Below are 26,671 nucleotides of genomic sequence, written 5' to 3' on the forward strand. Positions count from 1 at the left end.
TGCGGTGGGGATGGAAGGTGTTCGCCGTAACGTTGTTTGCGCCTGTGAAATCGAGCGCCGCCTGCGCGGCGCATCGCGAGCTTTGCTCGCTCCTACGGTGTTTCGGGCCAGTCACGCCTTTTTCATACGGCGCGTTACCGCGTCATGCCCAAAGTGGTCGCATCAATGGCCGAGGGGGAATTTGCGCAGAAATAAACAAGCACCTAGCCCCCCATTCACCTCAAGTACCACTACCCTCCAGATCCACCAGCACCGCCCCCTCACTCACCATCTCGCCTTCCTCACAGAACAACGCCTTCACCGTGCCGTCATGGGGCGCGCGAATGCTGTGTTCCATCTTCATGGCCTCCAGCACCACCAGTGCAGTCCCTGCCGTAACCTGCTGGCCGGGGGTGACCAGTACGCGCACGATACTGCCGTTCATGGGCGCGCCCAGCCCGCCCTGGTGGCCGTGGTTGGCCTCGGCTTCGGCAATGGCGTCGAAGGCCGACACGGTATGCTCGCCCGCCCAGCGCAGGTACAGGGTATTGCCGCGGCGGATAGCCAGGTGCTGGCGACGCACCCCCGCTTGGTCATGCACCAATTGGTCCCCCTGCAACTGCCATGCAGACGGCGCGCTGTGCTGCACCGTTACGGCCTGGCGCTGGCCGCCGCTGCACAAGTGCAGGGTGCTGCAAGGCGGCAGGCCCAGGCGCAGGCCGCTGCGTTCGGCCCAAGGGGAATGGCTGTCGTCCTCCCGAACGCGGGCGGCATCGCTCAGCAACCAGGCTTCAGCGGCCGCCTCCCACAGGGCCTCTGGCAACGCCGTGGCCTCAGGGAGCAGAACCTCCTGGTGCCGCCCAATGAAGCCAGTGTCCAGCTCCGCCGCCGCGAACGCAGGGTGGGCCAGGATGCGCTGCAGGAAGGCGATGTTGGTTTTGACCCCGCCAATGGCGAACTCGCCGAGCATGGCCAGCAGGCGCAAACGGGCCTGCTCGCGGTCTTCGCCCCAGGCGATCAGCTTGCCCAGCATCGGGTCGTAGAACGGCGACACTTCATCGCCCTCGCTCACGCCGCTGTCCACGCGCCGGCCCGGGCCGGGGGCGGACTCGCGGTAAAGCGCCAAGGTGCCGGTGGCAGGCAAAAAGTCGTTGGCCGGGTCTTCAGCGTACAGCCGCACCTCGATGGCATGGCCCATCAGCGGCACCTCGCTCTGGGTGATGGGCAATGGTTCACCGCATGCCACGCGGATCTGCCAGGCCACCAGGTCCAGCCCGGTGATAGCCTCGGTGACCGGGTGCTCTACTTGCAGACGGGTGTTCATCTCCATGAAGAAGAACTCGCCACGGGCATCGAGCAGAAACTCCACCGTGCCGGCACCCACATAGCCGATGGCCTGGGCCGCGCGCACGGCCGCTTCGCCCATGGCGCGGCGCAGCTCGGCGGGCAAGCCTGGGGCGGGGGCCTCTTCAACCACCTTCTGGTGGCGACGCTGAATGGAGCAATCACGCTCGTTGAGGTACAGGCAGTTGCCATGCTGGTCGGCGAACACCTGAATCTCGACGTGGCGCGGTTTGAGCACGTACTTTTCCACCAGCATGCGGGCATCGCCGAACGACGACTGGGCTTCACGCTGCGCCGATGCCAGGGCGTCTGCCAACTGGCTCTGGTCCTCTACAACCTTCATGCCTTTGCCTCCGCCCCCGGCACTGGCCTTGAGCAGCACCGGGTAGCCGATGCGTTCGGCCGCGGTGCGGAAGGTGTCCAGGTCCTGGGCTTCGCCGTGGTAACCCGGCACCAGGGGCACGCCTGCGGTTTCCATCAGCGCCTTGGCGGCAGACTTGCTGCCCATGGCATCGATGGCGCTGGCCGGTGGGCCCAGGAAGATCAGCCCCGCCTCTTCGATTGCCCGGGCAAAGCCTGCGTTTTCGGACAAGAAGCCGTAGCCCGGGTGGATGGCCTGGGCCCCGCTGGCGTTTGCCGCAGCCAGCAGCTTGTCGATTTGCAGGTAACTGTCGGCGGCCTTGCTACCGCCCAGGTCAACGCTGATATCGGCCTCGCGGCTGTGGCGGGCATTGCGGTCGGTGGCGCTGTGCACCGCGACCGTGGTCAGGCCCATGGCCTTGGCGGTGCGCATCACCCGGCAGGCGATTTCGCCACGGTTGGCGACCAGCAGGGTGGTCAAGGCTTGGCGGCTCATGGGCGCGGCTCCTTGGAGTCATGGGTGTGCCAGGCGGGGCGGCGTTTTTCCAGAAAGGCATGCAAGCCTTCCTGGCCTTCGGCGCTCACGCGAATGCGGGCGATGGTGTTCTCACAGTATTGGCGCAGGGCAGGGGTGAGCTGGCCGGCATCCACTTCCTGCAGCAGGTCTTTGGTGGCGCGCAGGGCCTGGGGGCTGTTCAGCAGCAGGTTGCCGGCCCAGGCCTCAGCCTGTGCATCCAGTTCGTCGGCGGGGTACACCTCGGCCAACAGGCCCAGCTCCCGGGCCCTAACGCCGCTGAAGCGCTCGGCGGTGAGCGCATAGCGGCGGGTGGCACGCTCGCCCATGGCCTTGACCACGAACGGGCTGATAACGGCCGGCGCCAGGCCAATGCGCACCTCGGAAAGGCACAGCTGGGCGTCTTCGGCGCCGATTGCCATGTCGCAGCAACTGATCAGGCCCAGGGCACCGCCAAACGCAGCACCTTGTACCACCGCCAGGGTCGGCACCTTGAGGCGTTGCAAGGCATACATCAGTTCACCCAGCTGGTGGGCGTCCTGCAGGTTGGTGTCGAAGTCCAGTTGCGCCGACTGCTGCATCCAGGCCAGGTCGGCACCGGCGCTGAAGTGTCGGCCGCGGCCACGCACAAGCAAAAAACGCAGGTGGGCATCTTCGGCCAGTTGCCCGAGGGCGGCGATCAACTCCTGGATCATCAGGGCATTGAAGGCGTTGTTCTTGTCTTCGCGGCTGAGCCACAGGGTGGCGAAGCCAAGGGGGTCGTGGAGCACTTCCACGGTGCTGAATTCGCGCATGGGGTCACATCCGGAAAATGCCGAAACGGGTCGGTTCGATGGGGGCGTTCAAGGCCGCCGACAGCGCCAGGCCGAGCACTTCGCGGGTTTGCGCCGGGTCGATTACCCCGTCGTCCCACAGGCGGGCGCTGGAGTAGTAGGGGTGGCCCTGGTGCTCGTACTGGTCGAGGATGGGCTGTTTGAGCCTGGCTTCGTCGTCCGCCGTAAAGGCCTGGCCGCTGCGCTCGCTCTGCTCGCGCTTCACCTGCGCCAGTACCCCAGCGGCCTGTTCCGCGCCCATCACGCCAATGCGTGCGTTAGGCCACATCCACAGAAAGCGTGGGTCGTAGGCGCGGCCACACATGCCATAGTTGCCCGCCCCAAAGCTGCCGCCGATGATTACCGTGAACTTGGGCACCTGGGCACAGGCCACGGCAGTTACCAGCTTGGCACCGTGCTTGGCGATGCCGCCTTCTTCGTACTTTTTGCCCACCATGAACCCGGTGATGTTCTGCAGGAACAGCAGCGGAATGCCGCGCTGGCAGGCCAGTTCGATGAAGTGCGCGCCTTTTTGCGCAGCTTCGGCGAACAGGATGCCGTTGTTGGCCAGTATCGCCACCGGGTAGCCGAGCAGGTGGGCGAAGCCGCAGACCAGGGTGGTACCGAACAAGGCCTTGAACTCGTCGAATACCGAGCCATCCACCAGCCGGGCGATCACTTCACGTACATCGAAGGGCTGCTTGGCATCGGCAGGCACCACCCCGTACAGCTCATCGGCAGCGTACAAGGGGGCCACGGGTGCCAGGCGCTGCAGCTTGCCCAGCTTGTGCCAGTTGAGGTTGGCCACGCTGCGGCGGGCCAGGGCCAGGGCGTGCTCGTCGTTGTCGGCGTAATGGTCGGCCACGCCGCTGGTGCGGCAATGCACGTCGGCCCCGCCCAGGTCTTCAGCGCTCACCACCTCACCGGTGGCGGCCTTTACCAGCGGTGGGCCGGCGAGAAAGATGGTGGCCTGCTGGCGCACCATGATCGCTTCGTCGGCCATGGCCGGCACATAGGCGCCGCCTGCCGTGCAGCTGCCCATCACCACGGCGATCTGTGGGATGCCCTGGGCGCTCATGTTGGCCTGGTTGAAGAAGATACGGCCAAAATGCTCACGGTCGGGGAACACTTCGTCCTGGCGGGGCAGGTTGGCGCCGCCCGAGTCCACCAGGTAGATGCACGGCAGGCGGTTTTGCAGGGCGATGGTTTGCGCACGCAGGTGCTTTTTTACCGTCAGCGGGTAATACGAACCGCCTTTCACCGTGGCGTCGTTGGCCACGATCATGCATTCAACGCCTTCGACGCGGCCGATGCCGGCGATCACGCCTGCTGCCGGCACGTCCTCGCCATACACCTCATGGGCCGCCAACTGGCCGATCTCGAGAAACGGTGAACCTGGGTCCAGCAGGCGGTCGATACGGTCACGCGGCAGCAACTTGCCCCGCGACGTGTGCCGCTCCTGGGCTTTCGGGCCGCCGCCTTGGGCAACCTGGGCCAGCAGGCTGCGCAGGGCTGTTACCTGCTCGAGCATGGCCGCGGTGTTACCGGCAAACTCCGCTGAACGCGGGTTGATCTGGGTGTTCAAGGTAGCCATGTACGCTCGTCCCTTATGCTCAGCGGGTTTCGTTGAACAGCTCGCGGCCAATCAGCATGCGGCGGATCTCGCTGGTGCCGGCGCCAATCTCGTACAGCTTGGCGTCACGCAGCAGGCGCCCGGCCGGGAACTCGTTGATGTAGCCGTTGCCGCCCAGAATCTGGATAGCTTCCAGGGCCATTTGCGTGGCGCGCTCGGCGGTGTAAAGGATGACGCCGGCAGCGTCCTTGCGCGTGGTTTCGCCACGGTCGCAGGCCTGGGCCACGGCATACAGGTAAGCGCGGCTGGCGTTGAGCTGGGTGTACATGTCGGCGACCTTGCCCTGGATCAGCTGGAATTCACCGATGCTCTGGCCGAACTGCTTGCGGTCGTGAATGTAGGGCACCACCAGGTCCATGCAGCTTTGCATGATGCCGGTGGGCCCGCCCGACAGCACCACGCGCTCGTAGTCCAGGCCGCTCATCAGCACCCGCACGCCACCGTTAAGCTGCCCCAGAATGTTCTCTTCCGGCACCTGCACGTCATCGAAGAACAGCTCGCAGGTGTTGGAGCCGCGCATGCCCAGCTTGTCGAACTTGTTGCTGCGGCTAAAGCCTTTCCAGTCCCGCTCCACGATGAATGCGGTAATGCCGTGGGCGCCCTTGTCCAGGTCGGTCTTGGCGTAGATCACATAGGTGTTGGCGTCTGGGCCGTTGGTGATCCAGGTCTTGCTGCCGTTGAGCACGTAATGGTCGCCGCGCTTGTCTGCGCGCAGTTTCATCGAGACCACGTCAGAGCCGGCGTTGGGCTCGCTCATGGCCAGGGCGCCGATGTGCTCCCCGCTCACCAGCTTGGGCAGGTACTTGGCCTTCTGTTCGGGGTTGCCGTTGCGGTTGATCTGGTTCACGCAGAGGTTGGAGTGGGCGCCGTAAGACAGCGCCACCGACGCTGAGCCCCGGCTGATTTCTTCCATTGCAACCACGTGCGCCAGGTAACCCAGGCCGGATCCGCCGTATTCTTCGGGCACGGTGATGCCCAGCAGGCCCATGTCGCCGAACTTGCGCCACATGTCAGCCGGGAACAGGTTGTCGTGGTCGATCTGGGCGGCGCGCGGTGCCAGCTCTGCGGCGACGAAGGTGCTGACCTGGTCGCGGAGCATGTCGATGGTTTCGCCCAGGGCGAAGTTCAGGGTGGGGTAATGCATGCTGGGGCACCTTCTTGTTCTTGAATGAGGGTTTGACTGTTGCAGCCCAGGTGGCTGTTTCACCTTTACGTTAACGTAAACTTGGCGATGTGGGCTGTCAATGCGTGAGTGACCTTTACGTTAACGTAAATCTGCGCCACAGTATCGGCGTCTTCACCCGCCGTGCCCAGAACAATCACAAGAAGGGACACCCATGAACCAACCCAGCTACACCCGTGGTGGCCAGGACCGCCCGCTGCTGACCCACACCATCGGCCAGGCCTTCGATGCCACGGTCGCCCGCTGCGCTGGCCGGGAGGCGCTGGTCTCGCGTCACCAGGGGCTGCGTTACACCTGGCAGCAACTGGCCGAGCAAGTCGACATACACGCACGGGCCCTCATGGCGCTGGGCGTGGCTACCGGCGACCGCGTCGGCATCTGGTCACCCAACTGTGCGCAGTGGTGCATCCTGCAAATAGCCACCGCAAAGGTCGGGGCCATTCTGGTCAACGTCAACCCGGCTTACCGGGTGGCGGAACTTGAATACGTGCTGCGCCAAGCCGGCTGCTGCTGGTTGGTCTGTGCCGATGCGTTCAAAACCTCGGACTACCACGCCATGGTGCAGGCACTGGCGCCGGAGCTGGCCAATGCGCCTACGGGCCAGCTGGCGTGTGAGCGTTTGCCGGCGCTGCGTGGGGTGGTAAGCCTGGCCAGCAACCCGCCAGCGGGCTTCCTGCCTTGGCATGCCTTGGCCGATTGTGCGCAGCAGGTCACCGCCCAAGCCTACACGGCGCGCCAGCAAAGCCTGCAATTCGACCAGCCGGTGAACATCCAGTACACCTCGGGCACCACCGGGGCACCCAAGGGCGCCACGCTCAGCCATTACAACATCCTCAACAACGGTTTGATGGTCGGCGAAAGCCTGGGCCTGACCGAACAGGACCGCATGGTGATCCCGGTGCCGCTGTACCACTGTTTCGGCATGGTCATGGGTAACCTGGGCTGCATCACCCATGGCAGCACCATGGTCTACCCGGGCGATGCCTTCGATGCCGAGCTTACCCTGCGCGCCGTGGCCGAAGAGCAGGGCACCATCCTGTACGGCGTACCCACCATGTTCATCGCCATGCTCGACCACCCGGCCCGCCCAGGCATGGACCTGTCCAGCCTGCGCAGCGGCATCATGGCCGGCGCCACCTGCCCGATCGAGGTGATGCGCCGGGTGATCGACCAGATGCACATGGGGGAGGTGCAGATTGCCTACGGCATGACCGAAACCAGCCCGGTGTCCCTGCAGACCGGCCCGGACGATGAACTGGAACTGCGCGTGACAACCGTTGGCCGCACCCAGCCGCAGCTGGAAAACAAGCTGATAGACGCAGAAGGCTGTGTGGTGCCCCGTGGCGAAATCGGCGAGCTGTGCACCCGCGGCTACAGCGTGATGCTGGGCTATTGGGAAAACCCCCAGGCCACGGCAGATGCTATTGACGCGGCCGGCTGGATGCATTCGGGCGACCTCGCGGTGATGGACGAAGCGGGGTATGTGCGCATCGTTGGGCGCAACAAGGACATGATCATTCGCGGGGGTGAGAACATCTACCCGCGTGAACTGGAAGAGTTCTTCTACACACACCCGGCCGTAGCCGACGCGCAGGTCATCGGCATCCCCTGCAGCCGCTACGGTGAAGAGATTGTGGCGTGGATCAAGCTGCACCCGGGGCACAGCGCTACTGCGCAAGAACTGCAAAGCTGGTGCAAGGCGCATATTGCGCACTACAAGGTGCCACGCCATATCCGCTTTGTGGAGGAGTACCCGATGACGGTGACGGGTAAGGTGCAGAAGTTCAAGATGCGAGAGATTAGCGTGGCCGAGATAGGGAGCGGCGCCAAAGACTAGGAGTGGCTGCTGGGCCCCGGCGCGGCAATCGCGCTTGTGGGGCCCGCGGCATGTAACAATTCTGGGCTAGCCTTAAACCTTCATTGGCGGTTCCTGGTCGGGCGGGTCGCCTACAGTTGGTGGCTCGGTCGGTTTGATCGGTAGGTCGTCAGGGTCTTTTTCAGGTACGGGCGGTGGAAGCGTCGGGTCGTCTATATTCGGGTCCGGGGTTTCCGGTGGCGTTGGAATGCTCATGGCCTACCTCGCATGGGTGAACGAACACGTGCTGATTATTACGACCACCGGCACCTGGCATCAGCTCACTTTTTTTGAACCCCGACGCCTGCCCCGGCTCTGAACCCTTACCGCCAACAGCCCAGGGGAGCAAGGCCTGATGTCTTTGAATGAGCCCTTCGAAAGCGTGTCCACGGCCGATCAACCACATGACCAGGGCATCAGCTTGTCCCAGGCGTTGATGGCCCCACGTATCGCCATCGAGGCGACCCAGCCGGTGCTTGATGGCGGCGCATTTGCAGCCAAGGCCATCAGCAACCAGCCCGTTGCGGTCAGCAGCAAGGTGTTCACCGACGGCCACGACCGCATGGCGGTGGTGCTGAACTGGCGCCAGGCAGGCAGCCGGCGCATTCACAGCGTGCCCATGACATCCCCTGGCAACGACCTGTGGCTGGCAGAGTTCACCCCCACTGAAATCGGCCCGCATGTGTTCACCATCGAGGCCTGGATAGACCCGTACGCCACCTTTTGCTACGACCTCGAGAAAAAATTCAATGCAGCTGTCGGCATCAAGCTGGAGCTTGAAGAGGGCAGGCTGCTGCTGGGCAAAGGCATCGAGCTGAGCACCGGTGCGCTGCGCGAGCAGTTGCAAGCGTTGCAGGGCCGGTTGCCAGGGTTGCCGGAGGACGAGCAGGTGGCACTGCTGCTGGGTGACGAGGCCACCCAGCTGATGGCCGCTGCCGAGCACCGCAGCTACCTCACCCGCAGCTGTGAATACCCGCTGGATGTGGACCGCCCGGCAGCGCAGTTCGCCAGCTGGTATGAGCTGTTCCCGCGGTCGATCACCGACGACCCAGAGCGCCACGGCACGTTCGACGATGTGCATCAACGGCTGCCGATGATCCGCGACATGGGCTTCGATGTGCTGTATTTCCCGCCCATTCACCCCATCGGCAAACAGCACCGCAAAGGCCGTAACAACTCGCTGCAAGCGCTGCCCGGCGACCCTGGCAGCCCGTATGCCATCGGCAGCCCCGACGGCGGCCACGAGGCTATCCATCCGCAACTGGGTACCCGTGAAGACTTCCGCAGGCTGGTTTCGGCGGCGGCCCAGCATGGCCTGGAAATCGCCTTGGACTTCGCCATCCAGTGCTCCCAAGACCACCCCTGGCTTACCCAACACCCCGGTTGGTTCAGCTGGCGCCCCGACGGCACTATCCGCTATGCAGAAAACCCGCCGAAGAAATACCAGGACATCGTCAACGTCGACTTCTACGCCCCCGACGCCGTGCCTGGCCTTTGGACGGCGTTGCGCGATGTGATCATCGGCTGGGTTGAAGAGGGCGTGAAAACCTTCCGCGTCGATAACCCGCACACCAAGCCACTGCCGTTCTGGCAATGGCTGATCGCCGATGTGCGGCGCGAGTACCCGGACGTGTTGTTCCTGGCCGAAGCGTTCACCAAGCCGGCCATGATGGCGCGGCTGGGCAAGGTGGGGTATGCCCAGAGCTACACCTACTTCACCTGGCGCAACACCAAGGAAGAACTGCGCGAATACTTCGAAGAGCTCAACCAGCCGCCGTGGAGCCAGTGCTACCGGCCCAACTTCTTCGTCAATACGCCGGACATCAACCCGTTCTTCCTGCAGCAGAACGGCAGGGCGGGCTTCCTCATCCGCGCAGCGTTGGCGACCATGGGTTCGGGGCTGTGGGGCATGTATTCGGGTTTTGAGCTGTGCGAAGCTGCCGGCTTGCCAGGCAAGGAGGAATACCTGGATTCCGAGAAGTACCAGATTCGCCCGCGGGACTTCAGCCAGCCTGGCAATATCATCCCGGAAATCGCCCGGCTGAACCGCATTCGCCGGCAGAACCCGGCGTTGCAAACTCACCTGGGTGTGGCGTTCTTCAATTGCTGGAACGACAACATCCTGTACTTCGCCAAGCGCACACCCCAGCGCGACAACTATATTCTGGTCGCCATCAGCCTGGACCCGCACAACGTCCAGGAGGCGCATTTCGAGCTGCCGCTGTGGGAGCTGGGCCTGGGCGACGATGCAGAGAGCCACGGCGAAGACCTGATGAATGGTCACCGCTGGTCGTGGTACGGCAAAACCCAGTGGATGCGCATCGACCCTTCGCATCAGCCTTTCGGTATCTGGCGCATCAGCAAAGCCTGAACAGGGACAGGAGCCGCACATGGCCAAGCGTGCACGCCCGCAAGCGTTCATCGATGATCCGCTGTGGTACAAGGACGCGGTCATCTATCAGTTGCACATCAAGTCGTTCTTCGACGCCAACAATGATGGCATCGGTGATTTCGCCGGCTTGATCGGCAAGCTCGACTACATTGCCGACCTAGGGGTCAACACCCTGTGGCTGCTGCCGTTCTACCCCTCGCCGCGGCGGGACGATGGCTACGATATCGCCGAGTACAAGGCGGTGCACCCGGACTACGGCACGTTGGCCGACGCCCGGCGGTTCATCGCCGAGGCCCACAAGCGCGGCTTGCGGGTGATCACCGAACTGGTGATCAACCACACCAGCGACCAGCACCCGTGGTTTCAGCGGGCCCGGCATGCCAAGCGCGGCAGCAAGGCTCGGGATTTCTATGTGTGGTCGGATGACGAGCACAAGTACGACGGCACCCGCATCATCTTCCTCGATACCGAAAAATCCAACTGGACCTGGGACCCTGTGGCCGGCCAGTACTTCTGGCACCGCTTCTACTCGCACCAGCCCGACCTGAATTTCGACAACCCACAGGTGATGAAGGCGGTCATCGGGGTAATGCGCTTCTGGCTGGACATGGGCGTAGACGGCCTGCGCCTGGACGCCATTCCTTACCTGATTGAGCGCGACGGCACCAATAACGAAAACCTCCCGGAAACCCATGCTGTTCTGAAGGCGATCCGTGCCGAGATCGATGCCAATTACCCCGACCGCATGCTGCTGGCCGAAGCCAACCAATGGCCGGAGGATACGCGGCCGTACTTTGGCGAGGGTGAAGGCGACGAATGCCACATGGCGTTCCACTTTCCGCTGATGCCACGCATGTACATGGCGCTGGCCATGGAAGACCGTTTTCCGATCACCGATATTTTGCGCCAGACGCCGGAAATCCCCGCCAACTGCCAATGGGCAATCTTCCTGCGCAACCACGATGAGCTGACGCTGGAGATGGTCACCGACCGCGAGCGGGACTACCTGTGGAATTACTACGCCGAGGACCGGCGAGCGCGTATCAACCTGGGTATCCGGCGGCGCCTGGCGCCGTTGCTGCAGCGCGACCGCCGGCGTATCGAGCTGCTCACCAGCCTGCTCCTGTCGATGCCGGGTACACCCACGCTGTACTACGGCGACGAGCTGGGCATGGGCGACAATATCTACCTGGGTGACCGTGACGGCGTGCGTACGCCCATGCAGTGGTCGCCCGACCGCAACGGCGGCTTCTCCCGCGCCGACCCCCAGCGCCTGGTGCTGCCACCGATCATGGACCCGTTGTACGGTTACCAGACGGTGAACGTGGAAGCCCAGAGCCACGACCCGCATTCGCTGTTGAACTGGACGCGCCGCATGCTGGCCGTGCGCAAGCAACAGAAGGCGTTTGGCCGCGGCAGTATCCGCACCCTCACGCCCAGCAACCGGCGCATTCTCGCGTACATCCGTGAATACACCGACGCCGATGGCACTGCCGAAGTGGTGCTGTGTGTGGCCAACGTATCCCGCGCCGCCCAGGCGGCCGAGCTTGAGCTGGCCCAGTACGCGGGCATGGTGCCGGTGGAGATGCTGGGCGGCAGCGCGTTCCCGCCCATTGGCCAGTTGCCGTTTCTGCTCACCTTGCCGCCTTATGGCTTTTATTGGTTCCTGCTGGCCTCCCACGACCGCATGCCCAGCTGGCACATACAGCCCACCGAGGGGTTACCCGAATTGACTACTTTAGTGCTGCGCCAACGCATGGAGGAGCTGCTCGAGGCCCCCTCCCGCGACACCCTGCAAACGTCGATCCTGCCCCAGTACCTGCCTAAGCGGCGTTGGTTCGCCGGCAAGGAAGGGCCCATCGATGCTATTCGCCTGAGCTACGGTATACGCTTGGCGAACGCCAGCGTGCCGGTGCTGCTGAGTGAAATCGAGGTAGAGAGCGATGGCGTCACCCACCGCTACCAGTTGCCGTTTGGCCTGCTGCCCGAAGACCAGATCAACAGCGCACTGCCCCAGCAACTGGCGCTGTCACGGGTACGCCGTGCCCACCAGGTGGGGCTGATCACCGACGCGTTCGTGTTGGAGCCGTTCATCCGCGCAGTGCTCAAAGCCTGCGCAGAAGGCGTGCGCCTACCCTGCGGCAGCGGCCAGGGGGAGCTGCGCTTCGAGCACACCCAGCAACTGGCTGGCCTTGGCCTGAACGATGAAAGCCCGGTGCGCTACCTCAGTGCCGAGCAGTCCAACAGCTCGGTGGTGGTGGGTGATGCAGTGGTGCTCAAACTGATCCGGCGGGTCAATGCCGGCATCCACCCCGAGCTGGAAATGAGTGCCTACCTGACTGCTGCAGGCTTCGCCAACATCTCCCCGTTGCTGGCATGGGTCAGCCGGGTGGACGAGCAGGGCGCGCCGCATTTGCTGATGATTGCCCAGGGCTATCTCAGCAACCAGGGCGATGCCTGGGCCTGGACCCAGAACACCCTGGAGCGCGCCATTCGCGACCAGATGCAGCCCACCAGTAACGAGGCCGATTCGCACACCGACGCCCTGACCGAGCTCAGTGGGTTCGCTGCGCTGCTTGGCCAACGCTTGGGCGAAATGCACCTGCTGCTAGCCGCCCCAACAGCGGATGAAGCCTTCACTCCACGCCCCAGCGACGGGCAGGACAGCGCGCGCTGGAGCACGCAGATAAGCGCCGAGCTGACCCACGCGCTGGACCTGCTGGCCCAGCACCGCGACAAGCTGGACAGCGACAGCCAAGCCTTGGTGGACGACCTGCAACAGCAGCGTGACGGGCTGGCCCAGCATATTCAGGCGCTCACGCAAAAGGCCCAGGGCGGCCTGCTGATGCGCGTGCACGGGGACCTGCACCTGGGTCAGGTACTGGTGGTGCAAGGTGACGCCTACCTGATCGACTTCGAGGGTGAACCGTCCCGGCCACTGGAAGAACGCCGTGCCAAGCACAGCCCGTACAAGGACGTCAGCGGCGTGTTGCGATCCTTCGACTATGCTGCTGCGATGATCTTGCGCAGCGCCTCTGGCGTGGACCTTTCCGACGCGGCTCGGCAGGCCCGGCAGCGCGTGGCACGGCACTATCTGCATCAGTCCCGGCATGCGTTCATCGAAGCCTATGGGCTGGCGACCGCAGCCATGCCCCACGCCTGGGAACAGGCTGACGGCGAGCGTGCCGCGCTGGAGCTGTTCTGCCTGGAAAAAGCTGCCTACGAAATAACTTATGAAGCCGAAAACCGTCCAATCTGGCTGGCCGTGCCTTTGCATGGTCTGCATGGACTGATCAGTACCTGGGGAGAGTCAGAATGAACGTTTCAACGCGTGATAACGGCGGCCTTCGGCAACGGGACCTGGATGCCCTTGCTCGCGCCGAGCACGCCGATCCCTTTGCGGTACTTGGGCCTCACGGCGATGCAAAAGGCGGGCTGACCGTGCGGGCCTACCTGCCCGACGCGCTCAGCGCCCGTGTAGTGGCCCGCGAGGGCGGCCAGGTGCTGGCTGAAATGGTGCAAGGTTCGCTGCCTGGCCTGTTCACCGCGCACCTCGAAAAGGCACAGCCCTACCAGCTGCAGATCGGCTGGGCCGGCGGCGAGCAGGTCACTGAAGACCCCTACAGCTTCGGCCCACAACTGGGCGAGATGGATTTGCACCTGTTCGCCGAGGGCAACCACCGCGACCTCGCCGGGCGCTTCGGTGCCCAGCCCACCCAGGTGGATGGGGTAGACGGCGTCAACTTCTCGGTGTGGGCGCCCAATGCCCGTCGCGTGTCCGTGGTGGGCGACTTCAACAACTGGGACGGGCGCCGCCACCTGATGCGGCTGCGTCACGAGGCCGGCGTGTGGGAGTTGTTCATCCCGCGCCTGGGTGTGGGCGAAACGTACAAGTTCGAAGTGCTGGGCCAGGGCGGCATTCTGCCGCTCAAGGCCGACCCGCTGGCGCGCGCCACGCAGTTGCCACCGAGCACGGCGTCCAAGGTGGCAGGGCCGTTGGGCCATGCGTGGGGCGACCAGCAGTGGATGGACGAGCGCGCCCAGCGCCATGCCTACAGCGCGCCGCTGTCGATCTATGAACTGCACCCCGGCTCATGGCGCTGCGAGATGAACGAGGCGGGTGAGGTAGGCCGCTACTACAATTGGCGCGAGCTGGCCGACCGCCTGGTGCCCTATGTGCAGCAGTTGGGCTTTACCCACATCGAGCTGCTGCCGATCATGGAACACCCGTTTGGCGGGTCCTGGGGCTACCAGCCGCTGTCCATGTTCGCACCCACCTCGCGGTATGGCACGGCTGAAGATTTTGCCGCGTTCATCGATGCCTGCCACCAGGCCAGCATCGGCGTGATTCTGGATTGGGTGCCTGCGCATTTCCCCACCGACGAACATGGCCTGGCCCGCTTCGATGGCACGGCGCTGTACGAGTACGACAACCCGCTGGAAGGTTACCACCAGGACTGGAACACCCTCATCTACAACCTGGGGCGCAACGAAGTGCGCGGCTTCATGATTGCGTCGGCCTTGCATTGGCTGAAGCACTTCCATATCGACGGCCTGCGGGTGGATGCCGTGGCGTCGATGCTGTACCGCGACTATTCGCGCAAGGCGGGGGAGTGGGTGCCCAACCGTCATGGCGGGCGTGAGAACCTGGAGGCCATCGACTTCATCCGCCACCTCAACGGTGTGGCGGCCCATGAAGCGCCCGGCGCGTTGATCATCGCCGAAGAATCCACCGCCTGGCCCGGGGTCAGCCAGCCGATTGAACAAGGCGGCCTTGGCTTCGGTTACAAGTGGAACATGGGCTGGATGCATGACACGTTGCATTACATCCAGAACGACCCGGTGCACCGCGCCCACCACCACAACGAAATGAGCTTCGGGTTGGTGTATGCCTATTCCGAGCATTTTGTGCTGCCGATCTCCCATGACGAAGTGGTGCACGGCAAGCGGTCGCTGATCGACAAGATGCCGGGTGACCGTTGGCAGAAGTTCGCCAACCTGCGCGCCTACCTGACCTACATGTGGGCACACCCGGGCAAGAAGCTGCTGTTCATGGGCTGTGAGTTTGGCCAGTGGCGGGAGTGGAACCACGATGCCGAGCTGGACTGGTACCTGCTGCAGTACCCGGAGCATCAGGGTGTGCAGCGCCTTGTCGGCGACCTTAACCGCCTGTACCGCGAGGTGCCGGCGCTGCACGAACAGGACTGCCAGCCGCAGGGCTTCCAGTGGTTGATCGGGGATGACGCGCAAAACAGCGTGTTTGCCTGGTTGCGCTGGAGCAGCGAAGGGGAGCCTGTGTTGGTGGTGGCCAACTTCACGCCGGTGCCACGTGAGGGTTACCGCGTTGGCGTGCCGTTCGGCGAGCGTTGGCAGGAGCTGTTGAACAGTGATGCCGAGACCTATGCGGGTTCGAACATAGGCAACATGGGGGCGGTGGAGAGTGTAAAAACGCCTAGCCACGGGCAACCCCTGTCGCTGGCGCTGAGCTTGCCGCCATTGGGCGTGGTGATCATGAGGCCTGCTCGGTAGGTGCAGGTTATTCAAGTTTGGGCCGGGAGGTGATAGCAGTGGCGGATGCGGCGCTCGGTCTCCCAAGCACCGCATACGCCACGGCAAAACCCCCAGCCGCGACCTGGCCTTACTCCTCTTCGCGCTCCAACACCATCAACACCACCGAACGCCCGGTCACATCGAACGTGCTGTCGAATTCCAGCTGCTGCGCTTTACGCAGCTCCGGCCGGTCGGTGTCGATCACGCAACCCCAGTGGTTACCCTCTGGCACGGTTGGCAACTTGAACTGCACGGTGTCATGGTGCGCGTTGACGATCAGCAGTACCGTCGCCTCGGCACCCGGCCGTGCGATGCCGCTGACCTGGGCACGGCCGTCGATCAGCATGCCCAGGCAACGGCCATTCGGGTCTTCCCACTGCTCCACGTTCATCTCGTTGCCGTCCGGCGCCAGCCAGGTGACGTCCTTCACCCCAATGGCCTCGTTGTAATCACCCACCAGGAAGCTAGAGCGGCGCAGCACGGGGTATTTGAGGCGCAGGCGGGTCAGGCGGCGGACGAACGTCAGCAGGGCCTGGCCTTCGTCATCCAGGTCCCAGTTCACCCAGCCAATCTCGCTGTCCTGGCAATAGGCGTTATTGTTGCCATGCTGGGTGCGGCTGAACTCGTCCCCCGCCACGATCATCGGCGTGCCTTGGGCAAACAGCAGGGTGGCGAAGAAGTTGCGCATCTGGCGCATGCGCAGGGCGTTGATTTCCGGGTCCTCGGTAGGGCCCTCGGCGCCGCAGTTCCACGACACGTTGTTGCTGGTGCCGTCTTGGTTGTTCTCGTCGTTGTCTTCGTTGTGCTTCTCGTTGTACGACACCAGGTCGCGCAGGGTGAAGCCGTCGTGGGCGGTGATGAAGTTCACCGACGAGTACGGCCTGCGCCCGCGGTTGTTGAACATGTCGCCAGAGCCCGTCATGCGCGCTGCGAAGTCCGCCAGCTGGCCCTCGTCACCTTTCCAGAAGGCGCGCACCGTGTCACGGAACTTGTCGTTCCATTCTGCCCAGCCCGGCGCGAAGTTACCCACCTGGTAACCCCCAGGGCCGCAGTCCCAGGGCTCGGCAATCAGCTTCACCTGGCGCAGCAGTGGGTCCTGGCGGCAAGCTACCAGGAAGCTGTGGCGTTCGCTGTAGCCGTCGTGGTAGCGGCCCAGAATAGTCGCCAGGTCGAAGCGGAAGCCGTCGACGTGCATCTCGCCTGCCCAGTAGCGCAGTGAATCGGTGACCAGCTGCAGCACGCAGGAATGGCTCAAGTCCAGGGTGTTGCCAGTGCCGGAATCGTTGATGTAGTAACGCTTGTTGTCCGGCATCAGGCGGTAGTACGAGGCGTTGTCGATGCCGCGCATCGACAGCGTGGGGCCCATCTCGTTGCCTTCGGCGGTGTGGTTGTACACCACATCCAGAATCAGCTCCAGGCCGGCATCATGCAGGTGCGCGACCATTTCCTTGAATTCGGCGATCTTGCCACTGGCCAGGTACGCCGGGTGCGGGGCGAAGAAGGCGATGCTGTTGTAGCCCCAGTAGTTGTTCAGGCCTTTCTGCAGCAGGTGCTGGTCGTTGACGAAGGCATGAATGGGCAGCAGTTCGATGCTGGAAACGCCCAGGTCCTTGATGTGTTTGAGCAGCTCGTCATTGGCAAGGCCGGCGAAGGTGCCGCGCAGCTTCTCGGGCACTGCCGGGTGGCGCATGCTGATGCCCTTGGCGTGCGCCTCGTAGACGATGGTGCGGTCCCACGGTGTTTGCACGCGCTGGTCACGGCCCCAGGTGAATGCCGGGTCGATTACCTTGCACTTGGGCACGAAGGGGGCACTGTCACGCTCATCGAACGACAGGTCGCCGTCGGGGTGGCCGATGGTGTAGCCGAACAGGGCTTCGGACCATTTCAGTTCGCCCACCAGCTGCTTGGCGTAGGGGTCGATCAGCAGCTTGTTGGGGTTGAAGCGGTGACCGTTTTCCGGCTCGTAGGGGCCGTGTACGCGGTAGCCGTAAACCAGCCCAGGGTGAGCGTCGGGCAGGTAGCCGTGGTAGATCTCGTCGGTGTATTCCGGCAACTCGATGCGCTCGAGTTCCTTCTCGCCAGAGGCGTCAAAAATACACAGTTCAACCTTGGTGGCATTGGCCGAGAAAATGGCGAAGTTGACGCCAAGGCCATCCCAGTTGGCGCCGAGGGGGAACGGTAAGCCTTCGCGAATGCGCGATGGTGCAACGGAGCGGGTTTTCTTTGGGGTGCGCGGGCTCATGGCAATCCTCGAATGGCCGTATAGGGCTGGATAGTGTGGGTATTGCTACGCCTCTGCCGCCGACAGGCCTGGTTCACGAATCGCTCGTGGTCAGTGGCTGCCTGCCAGCGGCAGAACCGTTGAAGGCTCAGCTCGCGGTGGGTTTTTTCACCGCGCGAGGTTTTTTGGCAGCGGCAGGCTTGTCGCCTGCAGGCAGCGCTGCAACCTTGGGATCGGCCGGTGGTTTGGGCGCCGCAGCTGCCTTGGGCTTGGCAGCGGGTTTGTCACCTGGTTTGGCCTTGGGTGCAGGCTTGGCCTTGCCCTTGGCTTTCGCATCGGGGGCCAGGGCCTCCGCTTCGGCCAGCTTGCGCGCCATTTCCCAATGGCGCTCTTCGTGGCCTTCCGGTTTCCCCTCCGACTCCCAGATCTGGTAGGCAAATTCGCGTATCCGCTTATCGTTGACACTCATCGTGACGCTCCTGAATGCTAGTTGTGTTCGATCAACACGTTGACCGGAAACTCGGAAAGTACGGCGCTTAACTTCAACTCTCTTACAGGGCTGACAACGCTTGCACCGAAAAGTCCAGTCGAGTTGGCAGGGGAAAAGGCAAACGGCAGAATTACCCGCGTATCGTCCCAATTCTGAGGTGGGATCAGGGGCGTCACAGCCGCGCCCAGCAGCGAGCTGGCCAGGCGTGGGGCAATGATCACCGCCCGTTCGCTGTCCCCCAGGCGGGCGAATGCCACTACCTTGTCGGCGTGCTTGCCTTGCACGGCAAGGGGCAGGTAGGCCCCACGGCGGAACAGCTCAGGGTGGGCCATGCGGCAGTCGAGCACACGCGCAACCAATGCCTGTTTGACCCGTGCGTCCTGCCAGTTGGCCAGCAGCTCGGGCAGCGGCGCATTGTCGGTAAGCGAAGCGCGCCGCGCCGGGTAATCCACCGGCCTGCGGTTGTCTGGGTCGACCAGGCTGAAATCCCAGTACTCGTTGCCCTGGTACAGGTCGGGCACGCCAGGCACGGTCATGCGCATCAAGGCCTGCACCAGGCTGTTGAGCGCGCCGGGGCAACTGATCAACTGCGCGGCATCCGCCACAGACTTGCGCAACTGCAGGTGGTCGTCGTTCAGCAGCAAGCCATCCAGGTAGCGTACGCAGCTGGCTTCATAGGCTTCGTTGGGTGCGTTCCAGCTGCTGCGCAGCTTGGCCTCGCGCAGGGCCTTCTGCTGCCATTGACGAACCCGTTCGGCGTACTGCTCCAGGCCTTGGTGGTCATGCACATCCAGGCCCAGGGGCCAGGTGCCCAGCAGGGTTTGCAGCAGCATGTATTCGTCGCCGGGGCTGGGGGCCACGCCGTCGTCCAGCGGCTCACGCAGCGGCTCGGCCAGCTCGCGCCAGTGCTCCAGGCGGCTGGCAAGCCAGGGCGCACGTTCGCTGAGCACCGCCAGGCGGGCACGGGTATCCTCGCCGCGTTTGTGGTCGTGGGTGGCCGTGGCCAGCAGGTTATCGGGGAAGTCCCGCAAGCGCCGCTGCGCTTCGTTGTGGAAGTCGTCCAGCGGTGCGCCAAAGCGCTCGGCTTCAAAGCCCACATCGTTGCGCGACAGCAGGCGTGCGCTGCGGTAGAAGGCGGTGTCCTCCACGGCCTTGGCGGCGCTGGGGGCAGTCAGTTGCTGGAAGCGTACACAGGCATGGCGCAGTTGCTTGCGTGCCCGCCCTGGCGGCAGTTGGCGCCAGCCTTCGCCACCCAGCCACTTCTCCATTTGCTCCAGCAAGGGCCAGTCTGCCTCGCTGAGGTCTTGCCGGGCGCCTTCCAGGGCCTGCTGGAAAAAGCCCTCGTCCTCAGCCGGCCTGCCGCAGGCGTTGAAGTAGGTGCGGTACACCGGGTAGTGCGCCACCAGTGCTTGCAACGCTCGGCGGATAGCGCCCAGGGACAGGTCGCGGGTCATCAGGTCGTTGCGCGCCACCTGCAACAATGCCTGGGCCACCGACTCGCAGTCACCGGCCAGGCTGGCGTTGAGCACCAGGTGCCGCGCCAGGCGGATTTCTTCGGCGTAATCCGGGCGCTCGCTCACATTCGCCCACAGTTCCGTCAGCGGCGCTTCGCCGGCGGGGTCGTGCTGCAACAGCGACACCTGGTTCATGAACTCGTAGCCGGTGGTGCCGTCGGTGAGCCAGTCGCGGTGCAGGTGCTCATCCACGCCCAGGATCTTCTCCACATAAATGGGGAAGTGCTCAAGCGACGCCTGCGGCGGGCGGCTGGCCATCAGGCTGGTGACGCGGCGGCGCAGCTTGCGGCAGTAGCCGCGTGGGTCGGCCAGGCCGTCGATGTGGTCGATGCGCAGGCCGTCCACCAAGCCGCGCTCGATCAGTTCGAACAGCTTGGCATGGGTGGCTTCGAACACCACGGAGCGCTCGACCCGCAGGCCGCCCAGTTCGTTGATGTCGAAGAAACGCCGCCAGTTGATGTCGTCCGCTGCTGTGCGCCAGCTGGCCAGGCGATAGGTCTGACGTTCCAGCAGCAGGTGCAGGCGCTTGAAGCCCGCTTCGCTGCGGCTGTCGAAGGCCACCAGTGCCGACTCCAGGTCGGCACCTTCGCGCACCAGGCGCGCCAGCTCGGCTTGCAGGGGGAGGGCCTCTTCAACAGGTGCAGCCGAGTCACCCAAAGCGGTGAAGTGCTCAGCCAGTGCTGCCAGCGCCGGGTCCGGGCTCAGCGCCAGGATCCAGCCATAGTCCACCGGGCAAATCGGGAAGCGGTGCTCGTAATGGGCAACCTGGAGTACGCCGTTGGCCTTGTCGAATTCAAGGGGGATCTCGCCCTCTTTCAGGGCCACGCCGTAGTCGCTGCCCAGAAACGGCAGCAGCAACTGGCCAGCCAGCAATGGGTCGGCCGAGTGCCACTGGATATCGAAGAATTCGGCATAGGGGCTGCGCCGGCCCCAGGCCAGCAGGCTCTGCCACCACGGGTTGTCGGCCCCGCCCACGGCCATGTGGTTGGATACGGTGTCTACGATCAGCCCCATGCCGTGCTGGCGCAAAGCGGCCACCAGGCGCTCCAGGGCAGCCTCACCGCCCAGTTCCGGGTTTACCTGTGTAGGGTCGACCACATCGTAGCCGTGCCGCGACCCGGCGCGGGCTTTCAGCAGGGGCGATGCGTACAGGTGGCTGATGCCCAGCTGGGCGAAGTAGGGCACCAGCGGCAGGGCGTGGTCGAGGGTGAAGTCGCTGTGAAACTGCAGGCGCAGCGTGGCGGTAAGCGGCTTCATCGGTCGCGCTCCCAGGCTTGCTCGCGGGCCTGAGCCAGCAGCTCCAGGCGCCGTGCGGCGTCTGCATCGTCCAGCATGCGGTCGGCGGGCAGGGCAAAGCGGCGGCGCCAGTTGGGGTGGCCATCGGTGGTGCCGGGCATATTGGGCTGTTCGTCCAGGCCGAGCAGGTCTTCGAGCGGGACCAGTACCAGGGGTGCGCGGGTATGGCCTACATAACGGATAGCGGCATCGATCACGGCAGAGGTGTCCTCAAGCGGGCCATAGTTGGTTTCCAGCGTACGGCGCAGGCCGTCGTGTTCCTTTTGGCGGTCGGCGCGCCAGTGTTGCTCGGTGGCGGCATCGACCAGCCCCAGGCGGTGGCTCCATTCGATATCGCGGTTCTGCAGCCAACCGGCCACGGGGGCGAGGTCGTGGGTGCCGGTGGTGGCCAGGGCATCGTCGGGCCAGTCCATGATGGGTGTGAATTTGCCGGGCGAGGCTTGCTCGAACGGCAATACACGCATGCCCAACACATTCTTGGCCGCCAAGGCTTCGCGCAGCCCGTCCGGCACTGTGCCCAGGTCTTCGCCCAGGATGACCGCCTGGTTGCGCACCGACTCCAGCGCCAGCAGCCGCAGCAGGTCTTCCAGCGGGTAATTCAGGTAGGCACCTTCGCTGGGCTTTGCGCCACGGGGAATCAACCACAGCCGGCGCAGGCCCATGACGTGGTCGATGCGCAGGCCGCCGGCGTTGGCCATGTTGGCCCTGAGCATTTCGATGAAGGCGCGGTAGCCGTTGCGCTTCAGGCCCTCGGGTGAGAACCCGCAAATGCCCCAGTCCTGGCCGGCGCGGTTGAGGATATCGGGCGGCGCGCCCACGGTGAGGTTGGCCAGCAATTCGTCCTGGCGGCTCCAGGCCTGGCTACCGGCGCCATCGGCCCCCACCGCCAGGTCGGCAATCAGCCCGATGCCCATGCCGTTGCCTGTGGCGGCCTGTTGAGCACGGCGCACGCTGCGCTCGGTCAGCCACTGGCAGAAGGCATGGAATTCCACGCTGGACGGGTAGCTTTCGGCTAGGCTCTGCACGCTTGGGTGATACGGGTCGCGCCACTCGGCTGGCCACTTGCGCCAGTCGGCGCCCAGGCCTTCGTCCACCGCCTTGGCTTGCAGTACCTCGAAGCGGCAGTGATGCTCCAGCGCTTCGCCGGCGTCGTCGCGGAAGCTTTCGAAATCGGCGCGCAGGGGGTGGTCGCCCTGGCAAAAATCCTTGTACAGCGCACGCAGCAGCTGGAAACGGAAGTCGGCTGCCCGTGGCCAGTCCACCAGCGGTTCCTGCTCCAGCGCTTCGAGTGCCTGCTCAAGCCCGCTGCTGACGATGGCCGTCCTTATAGCGCGCTCCCCCAGGATGGCGGCTGGGCTGGCGTACAGGGTGTTCAGCAGTAGGCGGCTGGAGGGTGAGTAGGGGCTGTAGTGCTCCTGCTCGAAGGCGGACAACGCGTGAATAGGGCTTATGGCCAGTGCATCTGCCCCGCGCTCGGCGGCGCTGCGGGCCAGCTGTTCCAGGGCCAGGCAGTCGCCATAGCCGCCTTCGCCGGGGCGGCGCAGGCTGTAGAGCTGCGCTGAAAGGCCCCAGCAGCGTGCAGGGGCTTCTTCGGCTACCTCGTGCAATGACAGGCACCCGGCCGGCGCCACGGCCAGCGTGAGCGCATGCCCTGACACCTCAAGCTGGTGGTAACCCACCGGTAGGGTGCCAGGCAGCCGGGCATCGGCGTCCAGCGCCAGTTCCGTCTGGTTGCCGTCCTCTAGTTCACAGCGCACTGCTGCGCCGCTGGCAAAATAGCGTGAGAGGTCGAGCGGCTCGCCCTGGTCTGCAGTCAACAACGGGGGCACATGGTCGGCATCGTCGCTTTGCTCGAGGTCTGCCAGGCTTTCGCGAACCTGCGCGTCATCAGCCGCGGCATGGCCGAGCGCTTCAAGCACCTGGCGCAACACGTCATCACTGACTTGCTGCGGCTTGTTGTTGGCATCGACCCAGTCGCGTGCCAACCCGGCTGCGCTGGCCAGTTTATGGAGCAAGGTTTCGCTCATGGCGCCTCCTGGCCAGCGGGCAGCAAGGTGACCACGCAGCTGTAAGGGGAAAGGGTAGAGCCCGGGTGAGCCGTGTCGCCGCTGTCGAACAGGCAGGCACCGGCAGGCGGAGCCTGCAACGTCAGCGGCTGCTCGGAGAGGTTAAGGTCGATGCGTAGCGTGCTGCCATCACCCAGCTGCCAGCGGGCGCTGAGTGCCTTGTCTGCCAATACTTCCGCACCCAGAGCACGGGTGCCGGGCAGGCGCGGCATCAACTGTTGGCGACGTACCGCCAGCAACTGCTGGTACAGCCCGTGCCAGCCCGCCAGCACATCCTGTGCATCGGGCCGCGAGTCATCGAAGGTCTGCCGGGCGTTGGGGTCGGGGATGCGCGCCCGTTGCTCCGGGTCGGCAAACGCGGCGAAGTGCTCGAACTCGCCCCGGCGGCCTTCGCGCACCGCGTCGGCCAACTCATCGTGGAAGTCGGTGAAGAACAGGAACGGTGCACGGCTGCCGTCATCATCGCCCATGAACAGCAGCGGAATCATCGGGCTCAGCAACAGCAACCCCGTGGCAGCACGCAGCGCGGCAGGCGGTGCCAGGCGGGTGAGGCGCTCGCCCATCGCCCGGTTGCCGATCTGGTCGTGGTTCTGCAGGAACAGCACAAAGGCGCTGGGCTGCAGGTGCCCGCTCGGTTCGCCGCGGGGTTGGCCATGGCGGTTGGGTTCGCCCTGGAAGACAAAGCCCTCACTCAGGCACCGGGCCAGCTTGTTGATCGGCTGGTGCTTGTAGTCTTCGTAATAGCCCTCGGTCTCGCCTGTGAGCAATACATGCAGCGCGTTGTGGCCGTCATCGTTCCACTGCGCATCAAAGCCTTGCTCCAGCAGAAACGCCTGGTTGTGCTCGTTCTCCAGCACCAGCCAAATCTGCCGGCCAGGCTCCACCGCCTCGCGTACGCGACGGGCCAGTTCAACCAGGAAGTCGGGCTGGTCGATGGCGTGCACGGCATCCAGGCGCAGCCCGTCGAAGCGGTAGTCGCACAGCCACATCAGGGCGTTCTGGATGAAGTACTCGCGCACTTCCGGGCGGCGGAAGTCGATGGCCGCGCCCCAGGGGGTCTGGCGGTCTTCACGGAAGAAGGGGCCAGCGTAGGCATGCAGGAAGTTGCCGTCCGGGCCGAAATGGTTGTACACCACGTCCAGCATCACCATCAGGCCATGGCCGTGGGCCTGGTCGATCAGGCTGCACAGCTGCTCGGGGGTGCCGTAGGTGTGCTGCGCCGCATAGGGCAGCACGCCATCGTAGCCCCAGTTGCGGGTGCCCGGGAATTCGCCCACGGGCATCAGCTCGATAGCGGTGATGCCGGTTGCGGCCATGCGTGGCAGCTGGCGTGCCACGCCGTCATAGCCACCCAACACGCCGACGTGCACTTCCTGAATGACTGCTTCATGCCAAGGCCGGCCCTGCCAGGTGTGTTGCCAGGCATAGCCAGCCAGATCCACCAGCTGGCTTGGGCCGTGAACGCCCTCGGGCTGAAAGCGCGATGCGGGGTCGGCCACTTGCAGCTTGCCGTCAATGCGATAGGTGTAGCGGTCCCCGGGTTTGGCAGATGCATCAACGGTAAACCAGCCGTCAGCCTCTGCCTTTAATTCAACCCCGGGTTGTTGCTGCAGTTCCAAGCTCACGCTGCGCGCGTCGGGTGCCCAGAGGGCGAAGCGCGCCGACGTGGCGTCCAGTGAGTGTGCGCCATGCCTGTGCATCTTCGACCCCTTTTTCAGTAATAAGCCAGGTGAGCCTGCTTGACCAGGTCCTCGTAAAGGCGCGCATAGGGTTCAACGGCTTGGCACCAGTTGAATGGCTGCGTCATCGACAGGCAGCGCATGGCGTTGAGCAGGTCCTTCTTCTGGTAGATGTAGAAGGCGCGGCTCAGCGCTTCGCGGTAGCTTTCGACGGTCGATTCATTGAACAGGAAGCCAGTAACACCGTTCTCGATGGTGTCGGCCAGGCCGCCGGTGTTGCGGGCTACTGGCAGCGAGCCAAAGCGCTGGGCATACATCTGGCTCAGGCCGCAGGGCTCGTAGCGCGACGGCATGAGCAAGAAGTCGCTGCCGGCGAACATGCGCCGAGCATCGGTTTCGTTGAAGCCGATGCGTACCCCGATACGGCCCGGGTGGCGCAGGGCCAGCTCGCGCATGGCCTGCTCTTCTTCGGGCTCGCCGCGGCCGATGATCGCGATCTGGCCGCCTTGCTCGACAATGTATTCGGCAACACCCAAGGTCAGGTCCAGGCCTTTCTGGTAGACCAGGCGCGACACCACGGCAAACAACGGCCCTTCGGAAGGTTCCAGTTCGAACAGTTCACGCACCGCCTCGGCGTTGCGCGCCTTGCCGTCCCAGTCGTTGAGGCTGAAGTTGTGCTGCAGGTAGGTGTCGGTGGCGGCATCCCAGCTGTCATCGATACCGTTGGGGATACCCCCCAGCAGCCCCTGCTGGGCCTTGCTGGCCAAGAAGCCATCCAGGCCGCAGCCAAACTCCGGCGTGGTGATCTCCTGGGCGTAGGTGGCGCTGACGGTGGTGATGTGGCTGGAGTAAGCCAGGCCTGCCTTCAGGAACGACAGCTTGCCGTAGAACTCCATGCCTTCCTGCTGCATGGCGTGGTCGGGGATCGCCAGTTCCGGGCTGCAGGCACGGCTGTACACGCCCTGGTAGGCCAGGTTGTGGATGGTGAACAGGGTAGGGGTGCTCAGGCCGCGCCAGTGCATGTAGGCAGGCGCCAAACCGGCAGGCCAGTCGTGGGCATGTACCAGCTCGGGCTTCCAGTGGATCATGCCTTCACCGGCGGCAATTTCGGCGGCGGCCAGGCCCAGGCGGGCGAAACGGATATGGTTGTCCGGCCAGTCGCGGCCGTTTTCGGCAGCGTACGGGGTACCGGGGCGCTGGTACAGCTCAGGGCAGATCAGCACATAGATCACCAGGCCGTCGGGCAGGTCCATGCGCCCGATCTTGCAGGGGGGCAGGGCCGCGTGGCCGCCCAGTTCACCCACGATATGAATGGGGTTGTCGCTGTCCATCACCTGGGGGTAGCCGGGGATCAGCACCCGTACATCATGCAGGTGCGCCAGGGCGCGGGGCAGGGCGGCGGAGACGTCACCCAGGCCGCCGGTCTTCACCAGGTCAGCGATTTCCGAAGTCACGAACAGCACCTTGCGCTTGTTCGGGTTGTTCTGGCGCTGGGCGCCGGGTGCCTTGCCTGCCGGGGGGAGCTCCGGGATGAGCGGTTCGCGATGGTCTGTGGTGAACAAGGTAGCTACATGAGGCTCGACAGCGGCACTGATCATTCTTTCTCTCCATCCCTAAGCTTGGCCGGGTGCTGATAACGCGGCCGTATTACGTATATGTGGTTCTCTCTGTTTCCGAATTCTGCTTACTGCGTTCCATGCCCCTGGGTCATGCGCACGAGCGCGGCTCAATCGGCATTCCGGCCGAAAGGCAAATGGACTGTCTGGGGTGGGTGGGCCGAATG

At 64.3% G+C, this 26,671-nt stretch carries 14 protein-coding genes; 4 read left to right on the plus strand and 10 right to left on the minus strand.

Translation table 11 applies throughout. From position 1 onward, the window contains the following. Window positions 1-220: 220 nt before the first annotated feature. The 4 genes from IAE33_RS21930 to IAE33_RS21945 are packed head-to-tail and all read right to left on the minus strand — an operon-like array spanning window position 221 to window position 5,786. The gene (locus IAE33_RS21930) at window positions 221-2,179 is read right to left on the minus strand and encodes an acetyl/propionyl/methylcrotonyl-CoA carboxylase subunit alpha (RefSeq protein ID WP_201165127.1); all 1,959 of its coding nucleotides are present in this window, start codon (window positions 2,177-2,179) and stop codon (window positions 221-223) included. Further along, a complete protein-coding gene (locus IAE33_RS21935) occupies window positions 2,176-2,991 on the minus strand; it encodes a gamma-carboxygeranoyl-CoA hydratase (protein ID WP_201165128.1) in 816 nt (271 codons plus the stop codon). The genes IAE33_RS21930 and IAE33_RS21935 overlap by 4 nt, the downstream gene beginning before the upstream one ends. A 4-nt stretch (window positions 2,992-2,995) precedes the next feature. After that, window positions 2,996-4,603 carry a carboxyl transferase domain-containing protein gene (locus IAE33_RS21940; RefSeq protein ID WP_201165129.1) on the minus strand — a complete coding sequence of 536 codons (1,608 nt, stop codon included), beginning with the start codon at window positions 4,601-4,603 and terminating at the stop codon, window positions 2,996-2,998. A gap of 19 nt (window positions 4,604-4,622) precedes the next feature. Further along, window positions 4,623-5,786 (minus strand): isovaleryl-CoA dehydrogenase, encoded by a 1,164-nt coding sequence (locus tag IAE33_RS21945; RefSeq protein ID WP_201165130.1) that lies wholly within the window; start codon window positions 5,784-5,786, stop codon window positions 4,623-4,625. Between the two features lie 193 nt (window positions 5,787-5,979). Between IAE33_RS21945 and IAE33_RS21950 the strand changes: the two genes are divergently transcribed. The 4 genes from IAE33_RS21950 (at window position 5,980) to glgB (ending at window position 15,601) form a co-directional block, all read left to right on the plus strand. Beyond that, the gene (locus tag IAE33_RS21950; RefSeq protein WP_201165132.1) at window positions 5,980-7,662 is read left to right on the plus strand and encodes an AMP-binding protein; all 1,683 of its coding nucleotides are present in this window, start codon (window positions 5,980-5,982) and stop codon (window positions 7,660-7,662) included. A gap of 373 nt (window positions 7,663-8,035) precedes the next feature. Next, window positions 8,036-10,051, plus strand: coding sequence for an alpha-1,4-glucan--maltose-1-phosphate maltosyltransferase (locus IAE33_RS21955; RefSeq protein ID WP_201165134.1), 2,016 nt, complete (start codon window positions 8,036-8,038; stop codon window positions 10,049-10,051). A gap of 19 nt (window positions 10,052-10,070) precedes the next feature. Next, window positions 10,071-13,391 carry a maltose alpha-D-glucosyltransferase gene (treS, locus tag IAE33_RS21960; protein ID WP_201165141.1) on the plus strand — a complete coding sequence of 1,107 codons (3,321 nt, stop codon included), beginning with the start codon at window positions 10,071-10,073 and terminating at the stop codon, window positions 13,389-13,391. Beyond that, a complete protein-coding gene (gene glgB, locus IAE33_RS21965) occupies window positions 13,388-15,601 on the plus strand; it encodes a 1,4-alpha-glucan branching protein GlgB (RefSeq protein WP_201165149.1) in 2,214 nt (737 codons plus the stop codon). The genes treS and glgB overlap by 4 nt, the downstream gene beginning before the upstream one ends. Window positions 15,602-15,710: 109 nt before the next feature. Here glgB and glgX read toward each other — a convergent pair whose 3' ends face one another. The 6 genes from glgX to glgA form a co-directional block, all read right to left on the minus strand. Further along, on the minus strand, window positions 15,711-17,864 hold the full coding sequence (gene glgX / locus IAE33_RS21970) for a glycogen debranching protein GlgX (RefSeq protein WP_201165151.1): 2,154 nt from the start codon (window positions 17,862-17,864) through the stop codon (window positions 15,711-15,713). 127 nt (window positions 17,865-17,991) lie between these two features. Next, window positions 17,992-18,312, minus strand: a complete 321-nt coding sequence (locus tag IAE33_RS21975) for a DUF2934 domain-containing protein (RefSeq protein ID WP_033727916.1) — start codon at window positions 18,310-18,312, stop codon at window positions 17,992-17,994. A gap of 17 nt (window positions 18,313-18,329) precedes the next feature. Then, entirely contained in the window at window positions 18,330-21,104 is a 2,775-nt protein-coding gene (locus IAE33_RS21980; RefSeq protein ID WP_201165152.1) for a malto-oligosyltrehalose synthase, read from the minus strand. Next, complete coding sequence (gene malQ / locus IAE33_RS21985; protein WP_201165155.1) at window positions 21,101-23,170, minus strand: 4-alpha-glucanotransferase; 2,070 nt, start codon at window positions 23,168-23,170, stop codon at window positions 21,101-21,103. The genes IAE33_RS21980 and malQ overlap by 4 nt, the downstream gene beginning before the upstream one ends. Beyond that, window positions 23,167-24,909 carry a malto-oligosyltrehalose trehalohydrolase gene (gene treZ, locus IAE33_RS21990; RefSeq protein ID WP_201165158.1) on the minus strand — a complete coding sequence of 581 codons (1,743 nt, stop codon included), beginning with the start codon at window positions 24,907-24,909 and terminating at the stop codon, window positions 23,167-23,169. Before treZ ends, malQ begins: the two co-directional genes overlap by 4 nt. Window positions 24,910-24,923: 14 nt before the next feature. Beyond that, complete coding sequence (gene glgA / locus IAE33_RS21995; RefSeq protein ID WP_060482920.1) at window positions 24,924-26,486, minus strand: glycogen synthase GlgA; 1,563 nt, start codon at window positions 26,484-26,486, stop codon at window positions 24,924-24,926. Between the last annotated feature and the right edge of the window lie 185 nt (window positions 26,487-26,671).

Source organism: Pseudomonas sp. S60 (genome assembly GCF_016647865.1).
Classification (GTDB): domain Bacteria; phylum Pseudomonadota; class Gammaproteobacteria; order Pseudomonadales; family Pseudomonadaceae; genus Aquipseudomonas; species Aquipseudomonas parafulva.

What these genes read in the sequence shown, in the direction of transcription:
- treZ (WP_201165158.1), bottom strand. Translation starts at nt 24,909, where the DNA reads ATGCACAGGCATGGCGCACACTCACTGGACGCCACGTCGGCGCGCTTC.
- IAE33_RS21950 (WP_201165132.1), top strand. Translation starts at nt 5,980, where the DNA reads ATGAACCAACCCAGCTACACCCGTGGTGGCCAGGACCGCCCGCTGCTG.
- treS (WP_201165141.1), top strand. Translation starts at nt 10,071, where the DNA reads ATGGCCAAGCGTGCACGCCCGCAAGCGTTCATCGATGATCCGCTGTGG.
- glgB (WP_201165149.1), top strand. Translation starts at nt 13,388, where the DNA reads ATGAACGTTTCAACGCGTGATAACGGCGGCCTTCGGCAACGGGACCTG.
- IAE33_RS21940 (WP_201165129.1), bottom strand. Translation starts at nt 4,603, where the DNA reads ATGGCTACCTTGAACACCCAGATCAACCCGCGTTCAGCGGAGTTTGCC.
- glgX (WP_201165151.1), bottom strand. Translation starts at nt 17,864, where the DNA reads ATGAGCCCGCGCACCCCAAAGAAAACCCGCTCCGTTGCACCATCGCGC.
- malQ (WP_201165155.1), bottom strand. Translation starts at nt 23,170, where the DNA reads ATGAGCGAAACCTTGCTCCATAAACTGGCCAGCGCAGCCGGGTTGGCA.
- glgA (WP_060482920.1), bottom strand. Translation starts at nt 26,486, where the DNA reads ATGATCAGTGCCGCTGTCGAGCCTCATGTAGCTACCTTGTTCACCACA.
- IAE33_RS21935 (WP_201165128.1), bottom strand. Translation starts at nt 2,991, where the DNA reads ATGCGCGAATTCAGCACCGTGGAAGTGCTCCACGACCCCCTTGGCTTC.
- IAE33_RS21975 (WP_033727916.1), bottom strand. Translation starts at nt 18,312, where the DNA reads ATGAGTGTCAACGATAAGCGGATACGCGAATTTGCCTACCAGATCTGG.
- IAE33_RS21945 (WP_201165130.1), bottom strand. Translation starts at nt 5,786, where the DNA reads ATGCATTACCCCACCCTGAACTTCGCCCTGGGCGAAACCATCGACATG.
- IAE33_RS21980 (WP_201165152.1), bottom strand. Translation starts at nt 21,104, where the DNA reads ATGAAGCCGCTTACCGCCACGCTGCGCCTGCAGTTTCACAGCGACTTC.
- IAE33_RS21930 (WP_201165127.1), bottom strand. Translation starts at nt 2,179, where the DNA reads ATGAGCCGCCAAGCCTTGACCACCCTGCTGGTCGCCAACCGTGGCGAA.
- IAE33_RS21955 (WP_201165134.1), top strand. Translation starts at nt 8,036, where the DNA reads ATGTCTTTGAATGAGCCCTTCGAAAGCGTGTCCACGGCCGATCAACCA.